This is a genomic window from Serratia sp. TSA_198.1, from assembly GCF_052686505.1.
Map to the genome: position 1 here is coordinate 2,161,768 of NZ_JBQZFP010000001.1, position 23,043 is coordinate 2,184,810.

19 protein-coding genes are annotated in these 23,043 nt (G+C 57.0%); 9 read left to right on the forward strand and 10 right to left on the reverse strand.

Annotated elements, in window-relative coordinates; all coding sequences use genetic code 11:
• Positions 1-9: 9 nt before the first annotated feature.
• Both ACUTSW_RS10395 and ACUTSW_RS10400 read left to right on the forward strand, forming a co-directional pair.
• A complete protein-coding gene (locus ACUTSW_RS10395; protein WP_004949412.1) occupies positions 10-786 on the forward strand; it encodes an SDR family oxidoreductase in 777 nt (258 codons plus the stop codon).
• A gap of 79 nt (positions 787-865) precedes the next feature.
• Complete coding sequence (locus tag ACUTSW_RS10400) at positions 866-1,720, forward strand: thioredoxin family protein (RefSeq protein WP_063197992.1); 855 nt, start codon at positions 866-868, stop codon at positions 1,718-1,720.
• 280 nt (positions 1,721-2,000) lie between these two features.
• On the opposite strand, the gene cfa is transcribed toward ACUTSW_RS10400, so the two are convergent.
• A complete protein-coding gene (gene cfa, locus ACUTSW_RS10405) occupies positions 2,001-3,152 on the reverse strand; it encodes a cyclopropane fatty acyl phospholipid synthase (protein ID WP_122289258.1) in 1,152 nt (383 codons plus the stop codon).
• A 262-nt stretch (positions 3,153-3,414) separates the two neighbouring features.
• Here cfa and ACUTSW_RS10410 point away from each other — a divergent pair, with 262 nt between their 5' ends.
• Both ACUTSW_RS10410 and ACUTSW_RS10415 read left to right on the forward strand, forming a co-directional pair.
• The gene (locus ACUTSW_RS10410; RefSeq protein ID WP_004949405.1) at positions 3,415-4,320 is read left to right on the forward strand and encodes an SPFH domain-containing protein; all 906 of its coding nucleotides are present in this window, start codon (positions 3,415-3,417) and stop codon (positions 4,318-4,320) included.
• A gap of 2 nt (positions 4,321-4,322) precedes the next feature.
• Positions 4,323-4,793: an NfeD family protein gene (locus ACUTSW_RS10415; RefSeq protein ID WP_062869883.1), complete on the forward strand. Its 471-nt coding sequence runs from the start codon at positions 4,323-4,325 to the stop codon at positions 4,791-4,793.
• 32 nt (positions 4,794-4,825) lie between these two features.
• Here ACUTSW_RS10415 and ACUTSW_RS10420 read toward each other — a convergent pair whose 3' ends face one another.
• Positions 4,826-6,595, reverse strand: a complete 1,770-nt coding sequence (locus ACUTSW_RS10420) for a hypothetical protein (protein WP_445584337.1) — start codon at positions 6,593-6,595, stop codon at positions 4,826-4,828.
• A gap of 132 nt (positions 6,596-6,727) precedes the next feature.
• Positions 6,728-7,138 (reverse strand): Cu(I)-responsive transcriptional regulator, encoded by a 411-nt coding sequence (cueR, locus tag ACUTSW_RS10425; protein ID WP_062869881.1) that lies wholly within the window; start codon positions 7,136-7,138, stop codon positions 6,728-6,730.
• 107 nt (positions 7,139-7,245) lie between these two features.
• Here cueR and copA point away from each other — a divergent pair, with 107 nt between their 5' ends.
• The 3 genes from copA to ybaK all read left to right on the forward strand — a co-directional run bounded on the left by copA (position 7,246) and on the right by ybaK (position 11,646).
• Complete coding sequence (copA, locus tag ACUTSW_RS10430) at positions 7,246-9,966, forward strand: copper-exporting P-type ATPase CopA (RefSeq protein WP_445584338.1); 2,721 nt, start codon at positions 7,246-7,248, stop codon at positions 9,964-9,966.
• A 169-nt stretch (positions 9,967-10,135) separates the two neighbouring features.
• Positions 10,136-10,939, forward strand: a complete 804-nt coding sequence (locus tag ACUTSW_RS10435; protein ID WP_006323994.1) for a TraB/GumN family protein — start codon at positions 10,136-10,138, stop codon at positions 10,937-10,939.
• Between the two features lie 227 nt (positions 10,940-11,166).
• Complete coding sequence (ybaK, locus tag ACUTSW_RS10440) at positions 11,167-11,646, forward strand: Cys-tRNA(Pro)/Cys-tRNA(Cys) deacylase YbaK (RefSeq protein WP_004949396.1); 480 nt, start codon at positions 11,167-11,169, stop codon at positions 11,644-11,646.
• Between the two features lie 35 nt (positions 11,647-11,681).
• Here ybaK and ushA read toward each other — a convergent pair whose 3' ends face one another.
• On the reverse strand, positions 11,682-13,334 hold the full coding sequence (gene ushA, locus ACUTSW_RS10445) for a bifunctional UDP-sugar hydrolase/5'-nucleotidase UshA (protein WP_197928322.1): 1,653 nt from the start codon (positions 13,332-13,334) through the stop codon (positions 11,682-11,684).
• 182 nt (positions 13,335-13,516) lie between these two features.
• Between ushA and ACUTSW_RS10450 the strand changes: the two genes are divergently transcribed.
• Positions 13,517-14,737, forward strand: a complete 1,221-nt coding sequence (locus tag ACUTSW_RS10450) for an MFS transporter (RefSeq protein ID WP_004949392.1) — start codon at positions 13,517-13,519, stop codon at positions 14,735-14,737.
• Between the two features lie 244 nt (positions 14,738-14,981).
• Positions 14,982-16,673: a YbaL family putative K(+) efflux transporter gene (gene ybaL / locus ACUTSW_RS10455; protein ID WP_004949391.1), complete on the forward strand. Its 1,692-nt coding sequence runs from the start codon at positions 14,982-14,984 to the stop codon at positions 16,671-16,673.
• 48 nt (positions 16,674-16,721) lie between these two features.
• Here ybaL and ACUTSW_RS10460 read toward each other — a convergent pair whose 3' ends face one another.
• The 6 genes from ACUTSW_RS10460 to ACUTSW_RS10485 form a co-directional block, all read right to left on the reverse strand.
• The gene (locus tag ACUTSW_RS10460) at positions 16,722-18,026 is read right to left on the reverse strand and encodes an inosine/guanosine kinase (protein WP_062869877.1); all 1,305 of its coding nucleotides are present in this window, start codon (positions 18,024-18,026) and stop codon (positions 16,722-16,724) included.
• Between the two features lie 76 nt (positions 18,027-18,102).
• On the reverse strand, positions 18,103-19,065 hold the full coding sequence (hemH, locus tag ACUTSW_RS10465; RefSeq protein WP_063198019.1) for a ferrochelatase: 963 nt from the start codon (positions 19,063-19,065) through the stop codon (positions 18,103-18,105).
• 190 nt (positions 19,066-19,255) lie between these two features.
• Positions 19,256-19,900: an adenylate kinase gene (gene adk, locus ACUTSW_RS10470; RefSeq protein WP_004949386.1), complete on the reverse strand. Its 645-nt coding sequence runs from the start codon at positions 19,898-19,900 to the stop codon at positions 19,256-19,258.
• A gap of 201 nt (positions 19,901-20,101) precedes the next feature.
• Complete coding sequence (htpG, locus tag ACUTSW_RS10475) at positions 20,102-21,967, reverse strand: molecular chaperone HtpG (RefSeq protein WP_445584339.1); 1,866 nt, start codon at positions 21,965-21,967, stop codon at positions 20,102-20,104.
• Between the two features lie 141 nt (positions 21,968-22,108).
• Positions 22,109-22,714 carry a recombination mediator RecR gene (gene recR / locus ACUTSW_RS10480; protein ID WP_004949381.1) on the reverse strand — a complete coding sequence of 202 codons (606 nt, stop codon included), beginning with the start codon at positions 22,712-22,714 and terminating at the stop codon, positions 22,109-22,111.
• On the reverse strand, positions 22,714-23,043 hold the full coding sequence (locus ACUTSW_RS10485) for a YbaB/EbfC family nucleoid-associated protein (RefSeq protein ID WP_004949379.1): 330 nt from the start codon (positions 23,041-23,043) through the stop codon (positions 22,714-22,716). Before ACUTSW_RS10485 ends, recR begins: the two co-directional genes overlap by 1 nt.

Consider the following 23,043-nt stretch of genomic DNA (forward strand, 5'->3'; position numbering starts at 1 on the left):
GGTAAAGTTATGCAAAAAGCGGTATTGATAACTGGCTGTTCCAGCGGGATAGGACTGATTGCAGCACAAGATCTGCGTAATCGCGGCTACCGGGTGCTGGCCGCCTGTCGCAAGCCGCAGGACGTGGAGAACATGCGTCAACTGGGACTGGAAGGCATTGAGCTGGATCTGGACGACAGCGACAGCGTCGAACGCGCCGCGGCGCAGGTGATCGCGCTGACCGGCGGCCGGCTGTATGGCCTGTTCAACAATGGCGGTTTCGGTGTGTACGGCCCGCTGAGCAGCATTTCCCGTCAACAGCTGGAGCGGCAATTCTCCACCAACCTGTTTGGCACCCACCAGTTGACCCAGTTGCTGTTGCCGGCGATGCTGCCGCACGGCGAAGGGCGCATTATTCAAACCAGTTCGGTGATGGGGCTGGTCTCCAGCGCCGGACGCGGCGCCTATGCCGCCAGCAAGTTTGCGCTGGAAGCCTGGTCCGACGCGCTGCGCATGGAGCTGCACGGCACCGGCATTCAGGTCAGCCTGATTGAACCCGGCCCGATTTCGACCCACTTTACCCAGAACGTGAACCAGGCGCAGAGCGATAATCCGGTGCATAACCCCGGCATCGCCAAACGCTTGACGCTGCCGCCGGAGGCCATTTTGCCCAAGCTGCGCCACGCGCTGGAAAACCCGCGCGCCAGGCTGCGCTATCCGGTGACCCTGCTGGCGCACGCGCTGAGCGTATTGCGCCGCATTCTGCCCGGCCGCTGCCTGGACTGGCTGCTGCGCAGCAACGGTTAATTTGGGCGTCGGGGTTGAAGAATGCCGCCCCGCCCCCATCTAAGAGCCAATGGCTCCGCAAGATCAGAGAGAGAATCACATGCTAGCTCAAGCTGTTGTTGATATTAACGAAACAAACCTGCACCAAACGCTGGAACAATCGATGTCCCTGCCGGTGCTGTTCTACTTCTGGTCAGATCGCAGCCAACACTGTCTGCAGCTCACCCCGATCCTGGATAAGCTGGCGGCGGAATATGCCGGTCAGTTCATATTGGCCAAAGTGGACTGCGACGTAGAACAAGCGATCGCCGCCCAGTTCGGGCTGCGCTCCCTCCCTACGGTTTACCTGTTCAAAGACGGCCAACCGGTCGACGGCTTCCAGGGCCCGCAGCCGGAAGACGTCATCCGCGAATTCCTGCAGCGCTTCCTGCCGAAGGCAGAAGATCTGAAACTGGCGCAGGCAACCGATCTGCTGGCCGAAGGCAACGCGGCTGAAGCGCTGCCGCTGTTGAAAGACGCCTGGCAAGCCAGCCAGCAACGCAGCGATATCGGCCTGACACTGGCAGAAACCCAGATTGCGCTGAACCGCAGCGAAGACGCCGAGGCGGTGCTGGCGACCATCCCATTGCAGGACCGCGATACCCGTTATCAGGGCCTGGTAGCGCAAATTGAGTTGCTGAAGCAGGCGGCCGACACGCCGGAAATCCAGTTGTTGCAGCAACAGGTGCAACAGCAGCCGGAGAACGTCGAGCTGGCCGTGCAACTGGCGCTGCAACTGCATCAGGTTGGGCGCAACGAAGAAGCGCTGGAACTGCTGATGGGGCATTTGAAGAAAGATCTGGCTGCCGCCAACGGCAGCGCGCGCAAGACGCTGATGGATATTCTGGCCGCACTGGGCACCGGTGACGCGCTGGCCGCCAAGTATCGGCGTCAGCTGTACTCTCTGCTCTACTGATATACCCTTCGTCTTTCCAGCCGCATCGTTGTTGGCTTCACGTTCGAACCCCAGTCACTTAGTTATCTAAGCTCCTGGGGTTTCTCGCGTTTGCCGCCTAGATACAACTGGAAATCCATTGGGCCTCTATCCCAAAGTAAATAATTGAGGAAATATCCTCTAAATAGTTCGAGTTGCATCCAGGCGGCAAGTTTGTAAGTCCCCAGGAGCTTACTCAAGTAAGTGACTGGGGTGAGCAAACGCAGCCAACGCCGAGGCAGCTTGAAATATGACGAGGATATTAGCGGTAAACCCGTACCCCACCTTCGACGCCTTTCGGGCTGAACAACACTTGCCACAGCTGAATATCGCGTGAACGGAACGCGCCGGCGCAGGCATTCAGGTAATAAGTGAACATCCGCTCGAAGCGCTCAGAGTAATTTTCTGACAACGCCGGCCACGCCCGTTTGAAATTCTCGTACCAGGCCATCAGCGTGCGATCGTAATCGGCGCCGATATTGTGCCAATCCTCCATCACAAAACGCTTTTCGCTGGCTTCCGCGATGTGGCGCACCGAGGGCAGACAGCCGTTGGGGAAGATGTATTTATCAATCCAGGCATCGACATGGAGATTGGTTTGGTTGGCGCCGATGGTGTGCAGCAGGAACAGGCCATCGGGCTTCAGATTGCGCGCCGCGACACTGAAATAGGTGTCGTAGTTTTTCGGCCCGACATGTTCAAACATGCCGACGGAAACAATGCGGTCAAACTGGCGGTTCAAATCGCGGTAATCCTGCAGCAGGATCTCCACGTCCAACCCCTGGCAGCGCTCCTGCGCCAGCTTTTGCTGCTCGGCGGAAATGGTCACGCCGTACACCGATACGCCGTAGTTTTCCGCCGCATATTGCGCCAGCCCGCCCCAACCGCAGCCGATGTCCAGCAGCGACATGCCCGGTTTCAGTTGCAGCTTCTCGCAGATCATTTTCAGCTTGGCCAGTTGCGCCTGCTCCAGCGTTTGTGCGTCCTTCCAGTAACCGCAGGAATATTGCATATAGGGATCGAGCATCGCACGAAACAGATCGTTGCCGATGTCGTAATGCTCTTTCCCCACCTGCCAGGCGCGTTTGCGCGATTGCCGGTTAAACAGCCGCGCATAGGCGATCCGCGTAATGTCCGCCAGGCTTTTGGGCAGGCGTTCATCAACGCCGAAATGCAGGATGCGGGTAAACAGCGCATCCAGTCTTTCGCAATCCCACCAGCCGTCCATATAGCTTTCGCCAAACCCGAGCGAGCCTTCCTGCAGAATGCGTTTAAATAAGCCCGGATTGTGAACCTGAAGATCAAATGCATTATTCCCGTTGATGGTAATGCCGGCCGCAGCCAGCATTTCTTCCACGATGAGATACCAGCGATCTTTTTTCTGGGCGAGTTCATCGACACTGATTGAGTCCATAACGATCCTTGGCGCAAAATGTCACTTCAAAAAGCATAGTCGCAAATAGAAATGACAAAAGTTCGAAGATAAGCGCAGCGACAGGTTCCACTCTAGCCAAGGCAGACAACGTCATGAAATGAATTAAAATTATTGGAAACATGCCAATTTGGAATGTTATCGATCCCTTATGCTGATTTATCTCCTGAAACGACGGGGATATTAGGCTTTCCCCCCGCTCTGGCGTAAAATCTTCTTACATATGTCTGACAGGAGGTTTGCCATGTTTACCCTTATTCCCATCGTGATTGTCGTCGCGCTGATCATCGTCTTCGCCGGCGTCAAAATTGTACCGCAAGGGTTCCAATGGACGGTGGAACGCTTCGGCCGCTACACCAAAACGCTGATGCCCGGTTTAAATCTGGTTGTGCCCTTTATGGATCGCATCGGCAGAAAAATCAATATGATGGAACAGGTGCTGGATATTCCTTCGCAGGAAATCATCTCGCGCGATAACGCCAACGTGGCCATCGATGCGGTGTGCTTTATCCAGGTGGTCGATCCGGCGCGCGCCGCTTACGAGGTCAGCAACCTTGAGCGGGCGATCGTCAACCTGACCATGACCAACTTCCGTACCGTGCTCGGCTCAATGGAGCTGGACGAAATCCTGTCGCAGCGCGACAGCATCAACAGCCGCCTGCTGCATATCGTCGACGAAGCCACCAACCCGTGGGGCGTCAAGATTACCCGTATCGAGATCCGCGACGTGCGCCCGCCGGCCGAACTGATCGCCTCAATGAATGCCCAGATGAAAGCCGAACGTACCAAGCGTGCGGACATCCTTGAGGCCGAAGGTGTGCGCCAGGCGGCCATCCTGCGCGCCGAAGGGGATAAGCAATCGCAGATCCTGAAGGCCGAGGGCGAGCGCCAATCGGCATTCTTGCAGGCGGAAGCGCGTGAACGTGCCGCAGAAGCGGAGGCGCGGGCCACTCAGTTGGTTTCCGACGCTATCGCCAGCGGCAATATCCAGGCGGTGAACTATTTTGTGGCGCAGAAATACACCGATGCATTGCAGAAGATCGGTTCCGCCAACAACAGTAAAGTCATTATGATGCCGCTGGACGCCAGCAGCCTGCTCGGTTCAATCGGTGGCATTGCCGAGCTGTTGAAAGACACCAAAGGCAAGTAATCATGCTCGAACAAATTGCAGCAAACCCGCACTGGTTCTGGCTTTCACTCGGCGGGCTGCTGCTGGCGGCCGAGATGCTCGGCGCCAGCGGTTACCTGTTGTGGAGCGGCGTGTCGGCGGTGGTGGTCGGCGCGATGGTCTGGCTGCTGCCGCAACTGGCCTGGGAGTGGCAGGGGGTGATTTTTGCCGTCCTGACCATTGTCGTGGCCTATCTGTGGTGGTACTGGCTGCGCCAGCGGCCGGCGGCGGCAACCAGCGGTTCGCAGGTGCTGAACCAGCGCAACCGCCAGTTGATCGGCACCCGCGCAACGCTGACCGAAGCCATGCACAACGGCATGGGCCGCATTAACATCGGCGACAGCAGTTGGCGCGCGCAGGCCAGTGAAGATCTGGCGATAGGGACCGAAGTGGAAGTGATCGCCGTCGAGGGCGTCACTCTGGTGATCCGTGCCCTGTCGCAGCAAGCGCATTAACGAATCAAGCCGGGTTCCCCCGGCTTGTCTTATTATGAGATCAATGTTGAGTCGAGAATAATGACTTTCGACTTATCCGGATACTTCACGTTCCACGGCAGGCTGTCCGCAGGGTAGTGATCGAGGGTTAATTGTGCGTCCGTTCCTCGAATACTCGGCAGAACCGTTGCATTTCCTTTAATACGCCAGGTTTTAACGTGAGATTTTCCCTCACCAAATAATTTAACTGCAGAATCGATGGCATCCGAGGTTTGTTGAATAGTCAGATTCTGCGGCAGCAGGGTAACGGCAGCTGTAGTTTGCAAACAAACGGCCTTGCTGTTATTCACCTCCAAATTTTCAATCGAGGCGTTAGCACTCATCAGCACTACCGGCAAAATATTGTTTGCCAACGGGCTGTTAAACACCAAGCTGCCGATTGTCACTGGTTTTGCAATGGAGCAGAGGCTTCCACCGTTGCCAAAAGCACTGGCATATTCATTAACCGTAATTTTATCGATAGCCAGCCCGCTCATATCAATATCTAGAGCCTTATTACCGATCAGACGCCCAAAGGTTACTTTGCCGACACGGCTATCCGACTGCACGCCCGATGCGCTTAACCCCGGATGAACACGGCATGACGCAATGGAAATGTTATCAATGAGAGTACCTTCTGAACCGGAATGTACCTCAATCCCTCGAATACAGTGGCCCACAGTAACATTATTGACCCGATGTTTTTTGCCGCCAGTATACACTGCCGGTGCCCCATTCAAGATCGCGGAAGCATTGGTTTGTTCAAGGTAATAACAGTCGCCGGCTTCAATATCTTCACAAAAATTATTTACGCCGGCGACGATAACACCGCCGCCGCCCCACACCCCGCATTTTACATCAATGACATAACAATCACTGGTTGTTCCATCTAACTCTTGATCCTGGCCTACTGCGATAATGGAACCGGAAACATAGCCTGGTTCGAAGGTACTTGCGGGGATCCCGGCGCCGGCAATAGTGACTTTAGTGACAATATTTTTACTGCCCTTCACCAAAATACCATCACCAAGACAATAGCCGCCGGTAATATTACTGACCACATTGTCATTATTTTTTACGACGAGTAAATTATCACGGCATTCATCAATATTCACATCGAAGGCAACAGATTCGCCCATCAACACCATACCATCACAGAAACCACGTACGGTCATATGATAGAAATAACTTTTATTTCCGGCGACGAACCCATTATGTGAGGAAACCTGATGATAAACGCTTTCCCGCTTAACCCAGCCATAGAGCCTGCCACCAAACATTTCTACGCCACGTAAGTAATCATATATTTCTGCTGTTGGGGTTTTATTGGCGAAGAAGGGTTTCAGATGGCCAGCCTTGGCTTTGATAGTCGCGCCATTCAGGTTAATCACCTTCCTGGCATCTGTACCGTCTTTGATCCGCACGGTGTCAGACGTCATATAGGTCGCGCCCTGCTGGCAGACCGTGCTGTAAGGTGTTACAAAGGCCGCCGTCAGCGCGGCCGTATCGTCTGATACGCCATCGCCACGTGCGCCAAACATATTCGGCGAGACGAATGAATTCATGTCGAGGACGCGTACCCATGTCCATTGCGTGTCAGGTTTTATATAAATGCCGCCGTCATCGATAAGGCCGGTATCGCCTGAAGCCTTAAAAGTGCCGCCGCCAGATTGCAGCCGGTCATTTCCACTCCATCCGGAGTAATAGGCCGTAACCTCAATCAGATCGCCTGCAAAAGCCGGGATGATGGTGCGTAATGTTGCGATATCTGGACAAGTATTCATAATAAACGCCTCTTGGTTGTGTGCTCTCAATGGAGAGAGCCACTTTAAAAGACGATTCGTTCAGCAAGAAAAGGTCCCGGTTGTGCCAGGCATCAATGGGTATAGCCCTTATCAATCGGGGTCCGGCCTCTATTACGATGCTTTGGCATGATGGCAGCAACCGGCCAGGTTATTAATGATCGGGCATTCCGCCCCGTCATCGCCCGGGCATTCGTTCGCCAGCGCCAGCAAACGCTGGCGCATCTCGCCCAACTCACTGATGTGCTTTTCAATATCCGCCACTTTTTGCAGCGTGCGCGCTTTCACATCGGCGCTGTGGCGGGCCGGATCGTTGAACAGCGCCACCAGCTCACGGCACTCGTCCAGGTTAAAACCCACCAGCCGCGCCTGGCGCAGCAGCGTCAGCTCTTCGATATGCTTCGGGTTATAGCTGCGGTAACCGTTATCGGTACGGATCGGCGCGGTAACCAGCCCTTTCTCTTCATAAAAGCGGATCGCCTTGCTGGTTAAACCGGTTTTTTTCGCCACGTCGCTGATATTCATTTTCACTCCTTGACCTTCCCCTTGCTGGAAGGTTTAACCTTCATTCTTAGTGAAAATAGGCTAAGCGGTCAACCTTTAAACACCGCACTTGAGCGAGGAACCGAATCATGTCACAAACCACCGTGCTGGCGTTGCAGGGGCTAACCTGCATGAACTGCGCGCAACGGGTGAAAAAAGCCCTGGAAAGCCGCAACGATGTCGAACAGGCAGAGGTCAACGTCCATTACGCCAAAGTCACCGGCGATGCGCCGAGCCAGGCATTGATCGACAGCGTGATCGCCGCCGGTTACCAGGCTGTCGTAGCGCAACGGCCGGATACCGAACTGCAGTTGAGCGGCCTGAGCTGCATGCACTGCGCCGCCAGCACCCGTAAAGCGCTGGAAGCGGTACCGGGCGTGATCGCCGCTGACGTCGGTATTGAGTCGGCCAAGGTCTATGGCGATGCCGCTCCCGAGGCGTTGATCGCAGCGGTAGAGGAAGCCGGTTATCACGCCAGCGTCAATGGAGCCGCCCTTCTCCCAAAAACTGAGCCGTTGACTGAATCAGCCCCTGATTTGCCGGAACCCCAGGCAGCGGCCCCCTCTTCCCTTCCGGTAACTCGCCACAGCGACGATGACGACAGCGTTCAACTGCTGCTCAGCGGCATGAGTTGCGCCAGCTGTGTCAGTAAAGTCCAAAGCGCGCTGCAAAGCGTGCCCGGCGTCGAACAGGCGCGGGTCAATCTGGCGGAACGCAGCGCGTTGATTACCGGCGGTGCCGATCCGCAGGCGCTGGTGGCGGCGGTGGAAAAAGCCGGCTACGGCGCGGAAATGATCCAGGACGAAACCGAACGCCGCGAGCGCCAACAGCAGACCGCGCAGGCCAACATGAAGCGCTTCCGCTGGCAGGCAGCGCTCGGCCTGGCGCTGGGCATTCCGCTGATGGCCTGGGGTCTGTTTGGCGGCAGTATGTCGCTGACACCGGAAACCCAACGCCCGTGGCTGTGGGTGGGTCTGATCACGCTGGCGGTGATGGTGTTCGCCGGCGGGCATTTTTACCGTAATGCCTGGCGCGCACTACGCAACGGCAGCGCCACCATGGATACGCTGGTCGCACTCGGCACCGGCGCCGCCTGGCTGTATTCGATCAGCGTCAACCTGTGGCCGGATTTCTTCCCGATGGAGGCGCGGCACCTGTATTACGAGGCCAGCGCCATGATCATCGGCCTGATCAACCTCGGCCATGCGCTGGAGCAGCGGGCGCGCCAGCGTTCGTCGCAGGCGCTGGAGCGGCTGCTGGACCTGACGCCGCCGACGGCGCGGCTGGTGACCGACGACGGCGAGAAAACCATTGCGCTGGCGCAGGTGCAGCTTGGCATGACGCTGCGCCTGACCACCGGCGATCGTATCCCGGTGGACGGCGAAATTGTGCAGGGCGAAGTGTGGCTGGACGAAGCCATGCTGACCGGCGAAGCCGTGCCGCAGCAGAAAGGCGTTGGCGATACGGTGCATGCCGGTACGGTGGTGGATGACGGCAGCGTGCTGTTTCGCGCCGGCGCAATCGGCAGCAAAACCACGCTGGCGCGAATCATCAAACTGGTGCGCCAGGCGCAGAGCAGCAAGCCGGAGATTGGCAAACTGGCGGACCGCATTTCTGCGGTGTTCGTGCCGGTGGTGGTGGCCATCGCCCTGTTCAGCGCGGCGATCTGGTATTTCTTCGGCCCGCAGCCGCAGTTGGTTTATACGCTGGTGATCGCCACTACGGTATTGATCATTGCCTGCCCTTGCGCGCTGGGCCTGGCGACGCCGATGTCGATCATCTCCGGCGTTGGCCGTGCGGCCGAGTTCGGCGTGCTGGTGCGCGACGCCGATGCGTTGCAGCAGGCCAGCACTCTGGATACGCTGGTGTTTGATAAAACCGGTACCCTGACCGAAGGCCAGCCGCGCGTGGTGGAGATCTTCACCTTCAATCAGATCGGCGAGCAGCAGGCGCTGCGTTGGGCCGCCGCGCTGGAACAAGGTGCCAGCCACCCCTTGGCGCGGGCCATCGTTGAGCACGCCGCCGGGCAAGCGCTACCGCCGGTTGAGCAGTTCCGAACCCTGCGCGGTGCCGGCGTCAGCGGCGAAGTGGACGGCGTGAAGCTGCTGCTGGGCAACGCCGCGCTGTTGCAACAGCACCAGGTGGCGACCACCGCGCTGGAAGCGCAGATGCAGCAACAAGCGGAGCGCGGCATTACGCCGGTGCTGCTGGCAGCCGACGGCCAGCCGGCTGCGCTGATCGCCATCCGCGATCCGCTGCGCAGCGACAGCGTTGAGGCGTTGCAACGCTTGCATCGTCAGGGCTATCAACTGGTGATGCTGACCGGCGACAACCCGGTGACCGCCAACGCCATTGCCAAAGAAGCCGGTATCGACCGGGTCATCGCCGGCGTGCTGCCGGACGGCAAAGCCGAGGCGATCAAACAGTTGCAGGCGCAGGGCCACCGCGTGGCGATGGTCGGCGATGGCATCAACGACGCCCCGGCACTGGCGCAAGCCGACGTGGGCATCGCGATGGGCAGCGGTAGCGATATCGCTATCGAAACCGCCGCCATCACCCTGATGCGTCACAGCCTGAACGGCGTCGCCGACGCGCTGGAACTGTCGAAAGCCACGCTGCGCAACATGAAACAGAACCTGCTCGGGGCATTCATTTACAACACGCTCGGCATTCCCATCGCCGCCGGGGTGCTGTATCCGTTGACCGGCACTCTGCTCAGCCCGGTAGTGGCGGGCGCGGCGATGGCGCTGTCTTCCATTACCGTAGTCAGTAACGCCAACCGGCTGTTGCGTTTTAAACCGAAACGCTGAATGCCGCTGCGGGGCGCAAATCCTTGCGCCCCGCTTCCTTTGGGATAATTCCTTCACTCTTCAGGCTTTCTTGTGCGCCGGATAGCGTTTAGCATGGCATAAACGCGCTACCCGCCAGAGGCCAGGCCGTCGTCTGGACACTCGCGGGGAAAATAAGGAACCACGCTGTATGGGTAAGCTATTACGCCGCCTGGCCGCCTTTCTCGGCATTATTTCTCCGATGACCTACGCCTACCCGGCGCTGGATATCCGGCTGCCCGGCGATCGTCAATTCCATCTGGTGGGCAGCATTCATATGGGTACGGTGGATATGTCGCCGCTGCCTGCCACGCTGGCGACCCGCCTGAAACAGGCTGATGCCCTGATTGTCGAAGCCGATATCACCGGCTCCGCCTCGCCATTTGGCCACAGCGCCCCACAACCCGACCTGGTAGAGCGCCTTTCCGATACCGAGTTTCAGCAGTTATTGGTCCTGTGCCAGGAACTGGGCGCTGACGCAGAGGTGTTCTCAACCCTCCCCGGCTGGCAGGTGGCGTTGACGATGCAGGCTCGTCAGGCTCAGCGACTGGGGCTGCGCGCCGAGTACGGCGTAGACTACCAACTGTTGCAGGCCGCCAGGCAACAACACAAAAAGGTGATTGAGCTGGAAGGCGCGGAACAGCAGATGGCGATGCTGGAACAGTTGCCGGAAGGCGGTATGGCGCTGCTGCGCGATACGCTGGAGCACTGGCACACCAACGCGCGCCTGCTGCAAACCATGGTGAGCTGGTGGCTGGACGCAAAACCCAACGGCGCGCTGGAAACCCTGCCCGCCACCTTCAGCGCCGATCTGTACGACGTGCTGATGCATCGGCGCAACCGGGACTGGCAGCAGAAACTGGAGGCGTTGCCGGCCGGCAACTACGTGGTGGCGGTGGGCGCACTGCATCTGTACGGCGAAGATAATCTGCCGGCGATGCTTCAAGCGCAGTAAAAAAAGTGGCCAATATCGCTACTGGCCAGTCAAAGAGGAATTTCTTGTATTTTAGTTATACGCATAGCAACCGTGTTAACGGTTACAATAGACAGGGTAGCAACCCAGTGAACACCTTGGCAACCCGCTTTATGTAACAGCAGCTCAGGTTGCTGCCGCCGTTAGATTTTTGTAATTTTGTTGCTTTGCGTTGCAACTTCCCGTGCGAAGGGAAATAGGAAAACAGTATGACGCCCGCAGTGATCCTGCTTGAGAAACAAAAAATCGCGTTTACCCTTCATCCCTATCATCACGACAGTGCGGAAACCCACTTCGGTGATGAAGCGGTGCAGAAACTTGGGCTCGATGCCGATCGCGTCTATAAAACGTTGTTGGTGGCGCTGAACGGCGACGCCAAACATCTGGCGGTGGCGGTAACGCCGGTCGCGACCCAGTTGGATCTGAAAAAGGTCGCTCGCGCCCTGGGCGCAAAGAAAGCGGAAATGGCCGACCCGCAACTGGCACAGCGCGTAACCGGTTATCTGGTCGGCGGCATTAGCCCGCTGGGGCAGAAAAAGCGGCTGCCGACGGTGATCGACAGCCCGGCGCAGCAGTTCGCCACCATTTACGTCTCCGGCGGCAAACGCGGGCTGGATATCGAACTGGCCGCCGGCGATTTATGCCGCCTGCTGGCCGGCAGCTTCGCCGATATCGCCAAGCGCGATTAAGCGGATGGGGAGCCTTGCGGCTCCCCGATTAACATTTACTGATAAACAATCTCGCCCTTCGGCTCATAGGCCGCCGCATCCAGCGGAGAGTGCTTCTCGATATACTGTTTCAGCACTTCGGCATCGATAAAACCGGTGTTGACGTAGCTTGGCAGGGTATCGAGTTTCGGATAACCGTCACCGCCCAACGCATTGAAGTTCAGCGTCGCCATACGGTAGGTTTTGTCCGCCTGCAATGGCTCGCCCTTGATCTTCACGTTGCTGACGCCCTTGCCGTCCGCCGTCAGGCTGACGTTGGCAAACTGCGCGTAAGCGCCGGAATCCACCTTCATGTTGGCGACCACCGCCAGGTATTTTTCTACCTCGCTGCCTTTCATCTCGGCATAGACCAGCGTGTTGCCAAACGGCTGCACCTTGAGCACATTTTTATAGGTAATGTCGCCGGACTCGATCGAATCACGCACCCCACCGCCGCTCATCACCGCAAAATCGGCTTCGGCACGTTCCATTTGCGCCGCCAGCAGCACACGCGACAAATTGGTCTGAACGAAGCGCACCTTGCTGCGATCGCCCTCCAGCTTGCCGTTCACGCTGCCGATTTTAACCTCAAGCTGCGCCTTGCCCTTGTCCTGGAATGGCGTCAGCAGTTTCATCATGGAAGGATCTTCCTGAATTTGCTGGGTGTAATACACTCGCTCACTGGTGCCGTCGGCTTTTTCCACCTTCTTCTTCAGGTTGACCGGGATCAGTTGATAATGCACCAGCTTCAGTTCGCCATTGCGGAACTGGAAGTCGGCACGGCCGACGTATTTGCCCCACTCGTGCGCCTGGACGATCCAGGTGCCGTTTTGACGATCCGGCGAACACGGAGTGCCCGGCACGTAGTCTACCTGCTTGTGATTTTCGCCGGCCATACAGACCGGATCCTGCGAGTGGCCGCCGACGATCATATCCAGGTAACCTGCCGGCAGGCTGCGCGCCATCTCGACGTCGCCCGGCGCGTTGGAGCCGTGGTTGCCGTCATCGTAATGGCCCATGTGAGTGGCGGCGATGATCACGTCCGGCTTTTCATCCTTGCGCAGTTGCTCAACCACTTGTTTCGCTTCCTGCGCCGGTACGCGGAACTCGATATCGGTAAAGTATTCCGGGTTGCCGATCTTGGCGGTGTCGTCGGTGGTCAGGCCGATAACCGCGATCTTGATGCCCTGCTTGTCAAATAAGGCGTAGGGTTTGAACAGACGCTGTTGAGTGCTTTTCTGATAGATATTGGCCGACAGCAGCGGGAAGGTCGCCCATTTTTCCTGCTGACGCAGCACGCTGAGCGGATTGTCGAACTCATGGTTGCCGATCGCCATCGCATCGTAACCCACCAGGTTCATGCCGCGAAAATCCGGTTCGGCATCCTGCAGGTCGGACTCCGGCACGCCGGTATTGATATCGCCGCCGGACAGCAGCAGCAAACTACCGCCCTTGGCCGCCACTTCCTGGCGAATGCTGTCTACCAGGGTTTTCTGCGCGCCCAGACCATACTCACCGTGATCGTTCTGCCAGAAATGGCCATGGTGATCGTTGGTATGCAGGATGGTGATGTCGTAAGTTTTATCCTTTTCCCAGGCGCTGGCGGCTCCCGACAGGAAAGTCAGGGACACGGCCAAGGCGCATGCGGTGGTTTTTAACGAAAAACGCATGGCGGCTCTCCATGATGAAAATGCACTGTTTTTTGAGGTGGCCGAAATTGTAGCGCGAAACAAAGGCGAGTGATTTCAAATTTTTGCGATATACGTCAAATTATGTCGGATGTGGTAAAAATTGAACAACTTGCCTAAGATAATCTGCTCTGAACTCTAAAACTTACCAGGCTAATAATAAAATGACCGACCGTAGCGAAACCGCCATGCCGCCGGCCAAGGGCGGTGCGGTTAAAGGCACCGCTTTCTCGATCCTCGGCGCCATCAGCGTATCCCATTTGTTGAACGACATGATTCAGTCGCTGATCCTGGCGATTTACCCGATCCTGCAGGCCGATTTCAATCTCAGCTTTGTGCAGATCGGCATGATCACCCTGACTTATCAATTGACCGCCTCGCTGTTGCAACCGTTGATCGGCCACTTCACCGATAAACACCCGCAGCCTTATTCGCTGCCGATCGGCATGGGCTTTACCCTGTGTGGTCTGCTGCTGCTGTCGGTAGCCAATACTTTCCCGCTGGTGTTGCTGGCTGCGGCGTTGGTCGGTACCGGCTCTTCGGTGTTCCACCCGGAGTCGTCCCGCGTGGCGCGCATGGCTTCCGGTGGCCGGCATGGTCTGGCGCAGTCGCTGTTCCAGGTCGGCGGCAACTTTGGCAGTTCTCTGGGCCCTCTGTTGGCGGCGCTGATTATCGCGCCTTACGGTAAGGGCAACGTCGCCTGGTTCTCACTGGCGGCGCTGCTGGCGATTGTGGTGCTGTTGCAGGTCAGCAAGTGGTATCAGCAACAGCATCGGGCAACAAAAGGTCTGCCAAAAACCGCCGCTGCGCGGCAACCGCTGCCAAAACGTACCGTTACCTACGCTCTCGGCATCCTGCTGGTGCTTATTTTCTCAAAATATTTCTACTTGGCCAGCATCAGCAGCTATTACACCTTTTATCTGATACATAAGTTCGGCGTTTCGGTACAAAATGCCCAGATACACCTGTTTGCTTTTCTGTTCGCCGTAGCCGCCGGCACCATTATCGGCGGGCCACTGGGCGACAAGATAGGTCGAAAATATGTCATTTGGGGCTCCATACTTGGCGCAGCACCTTTCACGCTTGTTTTACCCTATGCATCTTTATACTGGACCGGTATTTTGACGGTGATCATAGGGGTAATTCTCGCCTCGGCGTTTTCGGCCATTTTGGTCTACGCTCAGGAGCTGATCCCCGGAAAAGTGGGTATGGTTTCCGGTTTATTCTTCGGTTTTGCTTTTGGTATGGGTGGGTTAGGTGCGGCAGTTCTTGGTTATGTCGCAGATTTGACCAGTATCGAATTGGTCTACCAAATCTGTGCTTTCTTACCCTTGATCGGTATTATCACCGCATTGCTGCCTAATATGGATCATAACTCGCAATAACCCTGCTACAGCCCGGTTGATAAATATTATTCAGCCGGGTTATCTCCCACATAAATCAATGTTATTTGACTTATTCATTGATAAATCCCCTCACTGGCCTGCCCAACGCGGAATCCTCTGCTTTTTCTAAAAAAAGCCAAATTTAGCCAAGCAAGGCACGCACAAATGCAATAAACTAAATGTATCTTTTCGTAACTTCGTTGCGCTTTCCCTCTGCCGTCATGCATAGCTAGAAGGAGTCTGGATGCATAATTCAACACCGTTAATCACCACTATTGTCGGAGGGTTAGTACTCGCCTTCCTCCTCGGTATGCTGGCGAACCGCCTGCGCATCTCCCCACTGGTAGGTTACCTTGCAGCAGGCGTGCTCGCCGGCCCCTTTACCCCCGGTTTTGTTGCCGACACCTCGCTGGCACCGGAACTGGCGGAAATTGGCGTGATTTTGTTGATGTTCGGTGTTGGCCTCCATTTCTCTCTTAAAGACCTCCTCGCAGTAAAACATATCGCCATTCCCGGCGCCGTGGCACAGATTGCCGTCGCCACCTTGCTGGGTATGGGGCTGTCCAAGTTGCTCGGTTGGGATTTGATTTCCGGCCTGGTGTTCGGGCTGTGTCTGTCCACCGCCAGTACCGTGGTGTTACTGCGTGCTCTGGAAGAACGTCAGTTGATCGACAGTCAGCGCGGGCAAATCGCCATCGGCTGGCTGATCGTGGAAGACCTGGCGATGGTGCTGACATTGGTGCTGCTGCCGGCCTTCGGCAACATGATGGGCAATGACAACGCCAGCAGCAGCCAGTTGCTGATGGAGCTGGCCATCACCATCGGCAAGGTCATCGCCTTTATCGCGCTGATGATTGTGGTCGGCCGCCGCCTGGTGCCGTGGATCCTGGCGAAAACCGCCAGCACCGGCTCTCGTGAGCTGTTTACCCTGGCGGTGCTGGCGCTGGCGCTGGGCATTGCCTATGGCGCCGTGAAGCTGTTCGACGTTTCCTTCGCTCTGGGGGCGTTCTTCGCCGGCATGGTGCTGAACGAGTCGGAGCTGAGCCACCGTGCAGCCCACGACACGCTGCCGCTGCGCGATGCTTTTGCGGTGCTGTTCTTTGTCTCGGTCGGCATGCTGTTTGACCCGATGATCCTGATCAACGAGCCGCTGGCGGTGCTGGCGACGCTGGCGATTATCGTGTTCGGTAAATCGGCGGCGGCGTTCCTGCTGGTGAAAATGTTCGGCCACTCCAGGCGCACCGCGCTGACCATTTCCGCCAGCCTGGCGCAAATCGGCGAGTTCGCCTTCATTTTGGCCGGCCTTGGCATCTCGCTCGGCATGATGTCGGAGCACGGCCGTAATCTGGTGCTGGCTGGCGCCATCCTGTCGATCATGCTCAACCCGCTGCTGTTCACCCTGCTCGAACGTTATCTCGCCAAGACTGAAACCATGGAAGACCAGATTCTGGAAGAAGCGGTGGAAGAAGAGAAGCAGATCCCGTTCGATATGTGCAATCACGCTCTGCTGGTCGGCTATGGCCGCGTCGGTAGCCTGTTGGGTGCCAAACTGGCCGAGGCCGGCATCCCGCTGGTGGTGATCGAGAACTCTCGCCCTCGGGTCGAAGCGCTGCGTGAACAGGGTATCAAAACGGTGCTGGGCAACGCCGCCAATCCGGAGGTAATGGATCTGGCAAGGCTCGACTGCGCACGCTGGCTGTTGCTGACTATTCCAAACGGCTACGAGGCCGGGGAGATCGTCGCCTCTGCGCGCAACAAGCGGCCAAATATAGAGATTATTGCCCGCGCGCATTACGATGACGAAGTGTCATATATCTCCGATCGCGGCGCGGATCAGGTCGTGATGGGCGAGCGTGAAATCGCCAACAGCATGTTGAATATCCTTAAGCTGGATACGCTAAGCGAAGAAGAGAAAATGGGTGCCTGCCCGATTTGACGTGAAACCGGTGTTCGAAAAGGTCCGGCTTGCCGGACCTTTTGCTTTTTACCGTTCCCAGTAAGACTCTTCCAGGCTGTCTTCCCGTTCCGGCAGGCCACGCGTCAGACGCGGTGAATGCTGGTTCAGCACCTGATAGCTGACGCGGTTAGCATATTTGCACACCTGCGCCAACGAGGAATACGTCAGGTAGCTGCGCACATGTTTGCTGGAATTCGGCACGTTATTGCGGTGAAAACCGTTGGCGGCGATATCATGCAACAACGCCGACAGCGCGCCGTCGCCGGCGCCGTTGGTATTCATGATTTTCTCCGGCCCGCCCATGTACGGCGCGATATGCGAATAGATGCGGAACGGGTTTTCACAACTTTCACGACGCATGGCGCGGCTGAACTCATAACGGTTGAATTCGGCGATATGCCCCGGCAACAGCGGATGCTGAGTTTCCCGCTTATTCGATTCTTCGGTATAACCTGCCATATACAAGCCGTTTGGCCCGGCGGTGCACAATACTAAGTCCACCCACTCGAGGGCCATATCAGAGGCGGTCAAAGGATCGCTCAGCCCGGTCAGCTCCAGCGCTTCATCTTCGTTCATCGCCAGAATCGACACGTGCTGCTTCAGGAAGTCGCGCCACCACTGCGGGTTATCGGCAATCACATACTTGGTGCCCAGCGTCAGCACCACCGGCACGTCGTGTTTTTTGGCAAATTCTATGGCTTGCATGGTGGCGGCAGGCATCGGTTCCCCTTCCTTGCAGCGCACCAGATACGACGTCAACACCAGCGCCGAAGCACCTGCTATCACCTCTTCCGGTACGCTCTCCGGCCGCAACTGATTCATCTGCCCAGGGCTGATGGCAAAAGTGCGCTCGCCGCTTTCGGTGATCAACGTAAAGCAGCGGCCAATAGCGCCGTCAACCGCCTGCAGGTGGTTAAGATCGGTGCGGCTGGAGGTATTGCACAAATAGCGGTAGGCGTAGCTGCCGATTTTAATGTTGCTGCACATGACGCCAAGCAGGACCGAACGGTCATCCGCCAGCACCGAATAGTTGTGCAGAGTATTGCCGATGGTGCCGCCGGCGAACTGATGGTCGATCAGATTGTTTTCGCTTAGCTCCTGATACAGTGCCTCGGCGACGTCATCCTCAATCACCAGGGAATGCCCCAGGCTCAAGCCGTAGCGTTGGATAAACGCGTCATCCACTTTTGCTTCGATATCCACCAGCGTCTGGTCGATGCCGACGATATAAGAGGTGCTGACTTCATTTTCAGGCTGAACTTGCTGCAAGAGCGGATCGCGAGCGTTCACCGGAAAATAGTGTTTGGACTTACGTTTACCAGGAAATTTCATGTGATTGGCGGCAGTGGCTATTATCAGGCAGAAAATGTTAGCACATTTCTGCCTGATTGAGGGGGTTGCATGACGATCAGAAGCGCTGAGCCACCAGTTGCTGCATCATATCGATATGCGCCGGTTCGTCGTTCAGCGCGGCTATATACTCGAACTTCTCACCGCCGGCCTTGAGGAAGATCTCGCGGTTCTGCTCTTTGATTTCTTCCAGCGTTTCCAGGCAGTCCGCCGAGAAACCGGGGCAAATCAGCTGAATATGCTTGATGCCCTGCGCCGGCAGGCTTTTCAGGGTTTCATCGGTGTAAGGTGTCAGCCACGGCTCGCGGCCAAAACGAGACTGGTAGGTCATCATCACCCTGTCCGGTGCCAGCGGCAGCGTGGCGGTTAAGGCACGCAGCGTATCTTCGCAGCGTTGCGGGTAATCGTCGCCGAGGCGGGCATAACGCTTGGGAATGCCGTGGAAAGACAACACCAGACGATCCGGCAGGCCGTGCTCGGCGAACGAGCGCTCAACGCTCTGGCGCAGCGCGGCAATGTAGGCCGGGTGCTCGGCGTAGTCGCGGATAAAGCCTATCGACGGCAGGCGGCGGTAGCCTTTCAGCACGCGAGCCACGCCATCCCACACCGCTGCACTGGTCGAGCAGGAGTATTGCGGATACAGCGGCAACACCACCAGATTGGTTACACCCTGCGCCAACAGCTTGTCTATCGCTTCCGACAGGCTCGGCGAACCGTAGCTCATGCCCAGCTCTACCGGGGTGTTCGGCATGCGTGCGGCCAGCGCGCGTTGCTGACGGCGGCTGTAGACCAACAGCGGCGAGCCTTCGTCCATCCATACCGACTGATACAGCTTGGCGACGCGCGGCGATCGGAGCGGCAAGATCGCGCCATTAAGGATGGGCCACCAGATCAGCGGTGAAGTATCGACTACGCGGTCGTCGCTGAGGAATTCCTTCAGATAGCGTTTTACCGCCGACGAGGTCGGAGCATCCGGCGTGCCCAGGTTCACCAGCAATACCCCGTGTTTCTCTTGCTTCATCTCAGCTCCCTTTGATGCCTTGCAGGCTAATACCCCTTTCTGGGTCAGGGCGTTAACGTCAATTAATGGCGTCTATTGTAGCGGAAAAGCGCTTCACCGGAACCGATATCAGCAACAGGCGATACCTTAGTCGCCAGATAAAAAAACGCCAGACCCAAGGCCTGGCGCTATGCACAGCAATAAAAATCGATCAGCCGAGGATGGTCGCCAGTTCAGCGCTCACTTCGGTCACTTTACGGGTGCCGTCGATTTTACGGTATTGGGTGTGGCCTGCTTGCGCTTCTTTGCTGTAATAGGAAATCAGCGGTGCGGTCATCTGATGGTATTCCACCAGGCGCTTGCGCACGGTTTCTTCCTGATCGTCTTTACGGGTGGTCAGCTCTTCGCCGGTCACGTCGTCTTTGCCTTCCACCTGCGGCGGATTGAATTTAACGTGATACACGCGGCCAGACGGCGCATGTACGCGACGGCCCACGATGCGATCGACGATCAGTTCGTCCGGCACGGCGAATTCCAACACGTAATCCACGTTGATGCCGGCTTCTTTCATTGCGTCGGCCTGTGGAATAGTGCGCGGGAAACCGTCCAGCAGGAAGCCGTTACGGCAATCTTCCTGAGTGATGCGTTCTTTAACCAGTGCAATTACCAGCTCATCGGTCACCAGCTTGCCGGCGTCCATGATTTCTTTCGCCTGCTTGCCCAGCTCACTGCCGGCCTTCACGGCTGCGCGCAACATATCACCGGTGGAGATTTGCGGAATACCGTATTTCTCCATGATGAATTGAGCCTGAGTACCTTTACCAGCGCCCGGAGCGCCCAGCAGAATGATACGCATTGCGTAAATCCCCTTGCTATGTAGTTTTTATAAAATTGCGAAAACGCTCAACCATACCATTTCCGGGGGGGCTGGCTCAAGGTACGCAAGGAAATCGATTGCGGAACGACAGGGACAACAAGGCAGGTAAAACAGGAAAATCAGGGAGAAAAACAAAGAATGCGCCCTTAACCCTGCGGTTAAGGGCGCATAAGCCGGGAATTAGACCGACAACAACTTATTCATGCGGCGGATAAACTGGTTTGGATCTTCCAGCGTGCCGCGTTCAGCCAGCAGCGCCTGATCCATCAGCAGATCGATCCATTCGGCGAATTGTTCGTTATCACCCACATCGGATGCGCGTTTGACCAACGCATGCTCCGGATTTAACTCGAAAATGTATTTCACTTCCGGCGCTTCCTGGCCCGCAGCGGCAAACAGTTTTGCCATCTGGGTGCTCATTTCATCGGCACCGGTGGTGACAATGGCCGGCGTATCGGTCAGGCGGTGCGTCAGGCGCACGTCCTTCACGCGATCGCCCAGCAGCGTCTTCACACGGTCGACAAACGGCTCCAGCTGCTTCTCGGCGGCCTTCTGCTCTTCGGTTTCATCCGCCAGCTTGTCCAGCGCTTCGTCCGCCTTGCTGACCGACTGGAATGGCTTGCCGTCGAATTCGGTCAGGTAGCTCATCATCCATTCGTCGATGCGATCGGAAAGCAGCAGCACTTCGATGCCTTTCTTGCGGAACAGCTCCAGGTGCGGGCTGCTCTTGGCGGCGGCATAGCTGTCGGCAGTGATGTAATAAATTTTATCCTGCCCTTCCGCCATACGCCCGACATACTCTTCCAGCGAGACGGTTTGCGCCGAGCTGTCGCCCTGGGTAGAAGCGAAGCGCAGCAGTTTAGCGATGGCTTCTTTGTTGCCGCCGTCTTCTGCCGGGCCTTCTTTCAGCACCAGGCCGAACTGCTGCCAGAACTTCTGGTAGCCTTCAGCATCGTCTTTGGCCAGTTTTTCCAGCATCTGCAGTACGCGCTTGGTCAGCGCGCCGCGCAGGTTTTGCGTCACGCGGCTGTCTTGCAGGATTTCACGCGAAACGTTCAGCGGCAGATCGTTGGAATCTATCAGGCCACGCACGAAGCGCAGGTAGTTCGGCATGAACTGCTCGGCGTCGTCCATGATAAACACGCGCTGCACGTACAGCTTCAGGCCGTGTTTATGATCGCGGTTCCACATGTCCCACGGAGCCTGCGCCGGGATATACAGCAGGCTGGTGTATTCCTGCTTGCCTTCTACCCGGTTGTGGCTCCAGCTCAGCGGATCGGTAAAGTCGTGAGCGATATGTTTGTAGAACTCTTTGTATTCGTCGTCGGTGACGTCCGCCTTGCTGCGGGTCCACAGGGCCTGCGCCTTGTTGATTTTTTCCCAGGTAACGGTGCCGTCTTCTTCGTTTTTGCTTTCAATTTCAACCGGCAGCGCAATGTGATCGGAGTATTTGCCAATCACCGAGCGCAGACGCCAGGCGTCGAGGTATTCATCTTCGCCTTCGCGCAAATGCAAGGTGATCTCGGTGCCGCGATCTTCTTTGGTGTCATCGGCAATAGTGTAATCGCCTTCGCCGACAGACTCCCAGAACACGCCCTGATCCGCCGCTGCGCCAGCGGCACGGGTGCGCACGGTGACTTTATCCGCCACGATGAACGCCGAATAGAAACCGACGCCGAACTGGCCGATCAACTGGCTGTCTTTGGCCTGGTCGGAACCGATAGATTCCAGGAAGGATTTAGTGCCTGATTTGGCGATGGTGCCGAGGTTCTCGATCACTTCATCGCGGCTCATGCCGATACCGTTATCGGCGATGGTCAGCGTACGCTGATCTTTATCGAAGGATAGGCGCACACGCAGCTCGCCGTCGCCTTCATACAACTCAGGCGCAGACAGCGCGCGGAAGCGCAGCTTGTCGGCGGCGTCTGAGGCGTTGGAGATCAGCTCGCGCAGGAAAATTTCTTTATTGGAGTACAGCGAATGAATCATCAAATGAAGCAGTTGTTTTACTTCAGACTGGAAACCGCGGGTTTCTTGACCTTTCATACTCAGATTACCTCAAAGACAGTGGCTACCAAAATCGGACAATGAGGAGTAAATGGGGACAAGCGCGTTGTTTTTCAAGCGGCTGGCGGGAAATTTTTGCGGGGGAATAACGGGGCCGCATGGGCCCCGTCTGGGAAAACATTAAAACTTGATGACGTTACGGCCGGCCAGCGAATGCGACAGCGTGGTGCCGTCGACCATCTCCAACTCGCCGCCCACCGGCACGCCGTGGGCAATGCGGCTGGCGACCACGCCATACTGGCCGCACATCTCGGCGATGTAGTTGGCGGTTGCGTCGCCTTCCACCGTCGGGTTAGTGGCCAGGATCACTTCGGTAATGCTTTCCTTTTCCAGCCGTTGCTCCAACCGATCCAGACCGATATCGCCGGGCCCGATGCCATCCATCGGCGACAGGTGGCCCATCAGCACAAAGTAGCGCCCGGCGAACTGACCGGTCTGCTCGATGGCATGAATATCGGCCGGGCTTTCCACCACGCAGATCTGGCCGTTTTGCAGACGGCGTGGATTGGCGCAAATGGTGCAGATATCCTGCTCGGTGAAAGTGCGGCAATCGGCACAGTGGCCAATTTCCGACATGGCTCGGGTCAGCGCCTGCGCCAAGCGCATTCCGCCGCTGCGATCGCGCTGCAGCAGTTGGAACGCCATGCGCTGGGCTGACTTCGGGCCAACGCCCGGCAGGCAGCGCAACGCCTCCATTAATGTTTCAAGGAGCGGGCTGGTTTGCATCAGAACGGCATCTTAAAGCCAGGTGGCAATTGCATGCCGCTGGAAACAGACGCCATCTTCTCTTTCTGGGTTTCGTCGATGCGGCGCGCGGCGTCGTTAAACGCAGCGGCGATCAGGTCTTCCAGCATCTCTTTATCGTCTTCCATCAGGCTTTGATCGATCTCCACGCGACGGCAGTTGTGCGCGCCGTTAATGGTGACTTTCACCAGGCCAGCACCAGATTCGCCAGTCACTTCCAATTTGGCGACTTCTTCCTGCATCTGTTGCATTTTTTCTTGCATTTGCTGGGCTTGCTTCATCAGGTTGCCCAGACCGCCTTTACCAAACAT

Excerpts from the sequence above, each read along its gene's own strand:
- ACUTSW_RS10395 (WP_004949412.1), top strand. The coding sequence starts at position 10 with ATGCAAAAAGCGGTATTGATAACTGGCTGTTCCAGCGGGATAGGACTG.
- ACUTSW_RS10400 (WP_063197992.1), top strand. The coding sequence starts at position 866 with ATGCTAGCTCAAGCTGTTGTTGATATTAACGAAACAAACCTGCACCAA.
- cfa (WP_122289258.1), bottom strand. The coding sequence starts at position 3,152 with ATGGACTCAATCAGTGTCGATGAACTCGCCCAGAAAAAAGATCGCTGG.
- ACUTSW_RS10410 (WP_004949405.1), top strand. The coding sequence starts at position 3,415 with ATGTTTACCCTTATTCCCATCGTGATTGTCGTCGCGCTGATCATCGTC.
- ACUTSW_RS10415 (WP_062869883.1), top strand. The coding sequence starts at position 4,323 with ATGCTCGAACAAATTGCAGCAAACCCGCACTGGTTCTGGCTTTCACTC.
- ACUTSW_RS10420 (WP_445584337.1), bottom strand. The coding sequence starts at position 6,595 with ATGAATACTTGTCCAGATATCGCAACATTACGCACCATCATCCCGGCT.
- cueR (WP_062869881.1), bottom strand. The coding sequence starts at position 7,138 with ATGAATATCAGCGACGTGGCGAAAAAAACCGGTTTAACCAGCAAGGCG.
- copA (WP_445584338.1), top strand. The coding sequence starts at position 7,246 with ATGTCACAAACCACCGTGCTGGCGTTGCAGGGGCTAACCTGCATGAAC.
- ACUTSW_RS10435 (WP_006323994.1), top strand. The coding sequence starts at position 10,136 with ATGGGTAAGCTATTACGCCGCCTGGCCGCCTTTCTCGGCATTATTTCT.
- ybaK (WP_004949396.1), top strand. The coding sequence starts at position 11,167 with ATGACGCCCGCAGTGATCCTGCTTGAGAAACAAAAAATCGCGTTTACC.
- ushA (WP_197928322.1), bottom strand. The coding sequence starts at position 13,334 with ATGCGTTTTTCGTTAAAAACCACCGCATGCGCCTTGGCCGTGTCCCTG.
- ACUTSW_RS10450 (WP_004949392.1), top strand. The coding sequence starts at position 13,517 with ATGACCGACCGTAGCGAAACCGCCATGCCGCCGGCCAAGGGCGGTGCG.
- ybaL (WP_004949391.1), top strand. The coding sequence starts at position 14,982 with ATGCATAATTCAACACCGTTAATCACCACTATTGTCGGAGGGTTAGTA.
- ACUTSW_RS10460 (WP_062869877.1), bottom strand. The coding sequence starts at position 18,026 with ATGAAATTTCCTGGTAAACGTAAGTCCAAACACTATTTTCCGGTGAAC.
- hemH (WP_063198019.1), bottom strand. The coding sequence starts at position 19,065 with ATGAAGCAAGAGAAACACGGGGTATTGCTGGTGAACCTGGGCACGCCG.
- adk (WP_004949386.1), bottom strand. The coding sequence starts at position 19,900 with ATGCGTATCATTCTGCTGGGCGCTCCGGGCGCTGGTAAAGGTACTCAG.
- htpG (WP_445584339.1), bottom strand. The coding sequence starts at position 21,967 with ATGAAAGGTCAAGAAACCCGCGGTTTCCAGTCTGAAGTAAAACAACTG.
- recR (WP_004949381.1), bottom strand. The coding sequence starts at position 22,714 with ATGCAAACCAGCCCGCTCCTTGAAACATTAATGGAGGCGTTGCGCTGC.
- ACUTSW_RS10485 (WP_004949379.1), bottom strand. The coding sequence starts at position 23,043 with ATGTTTGGTAAAGGCGGTCTGGGCAACCTGATGAAGCAAGCCCAGCAA.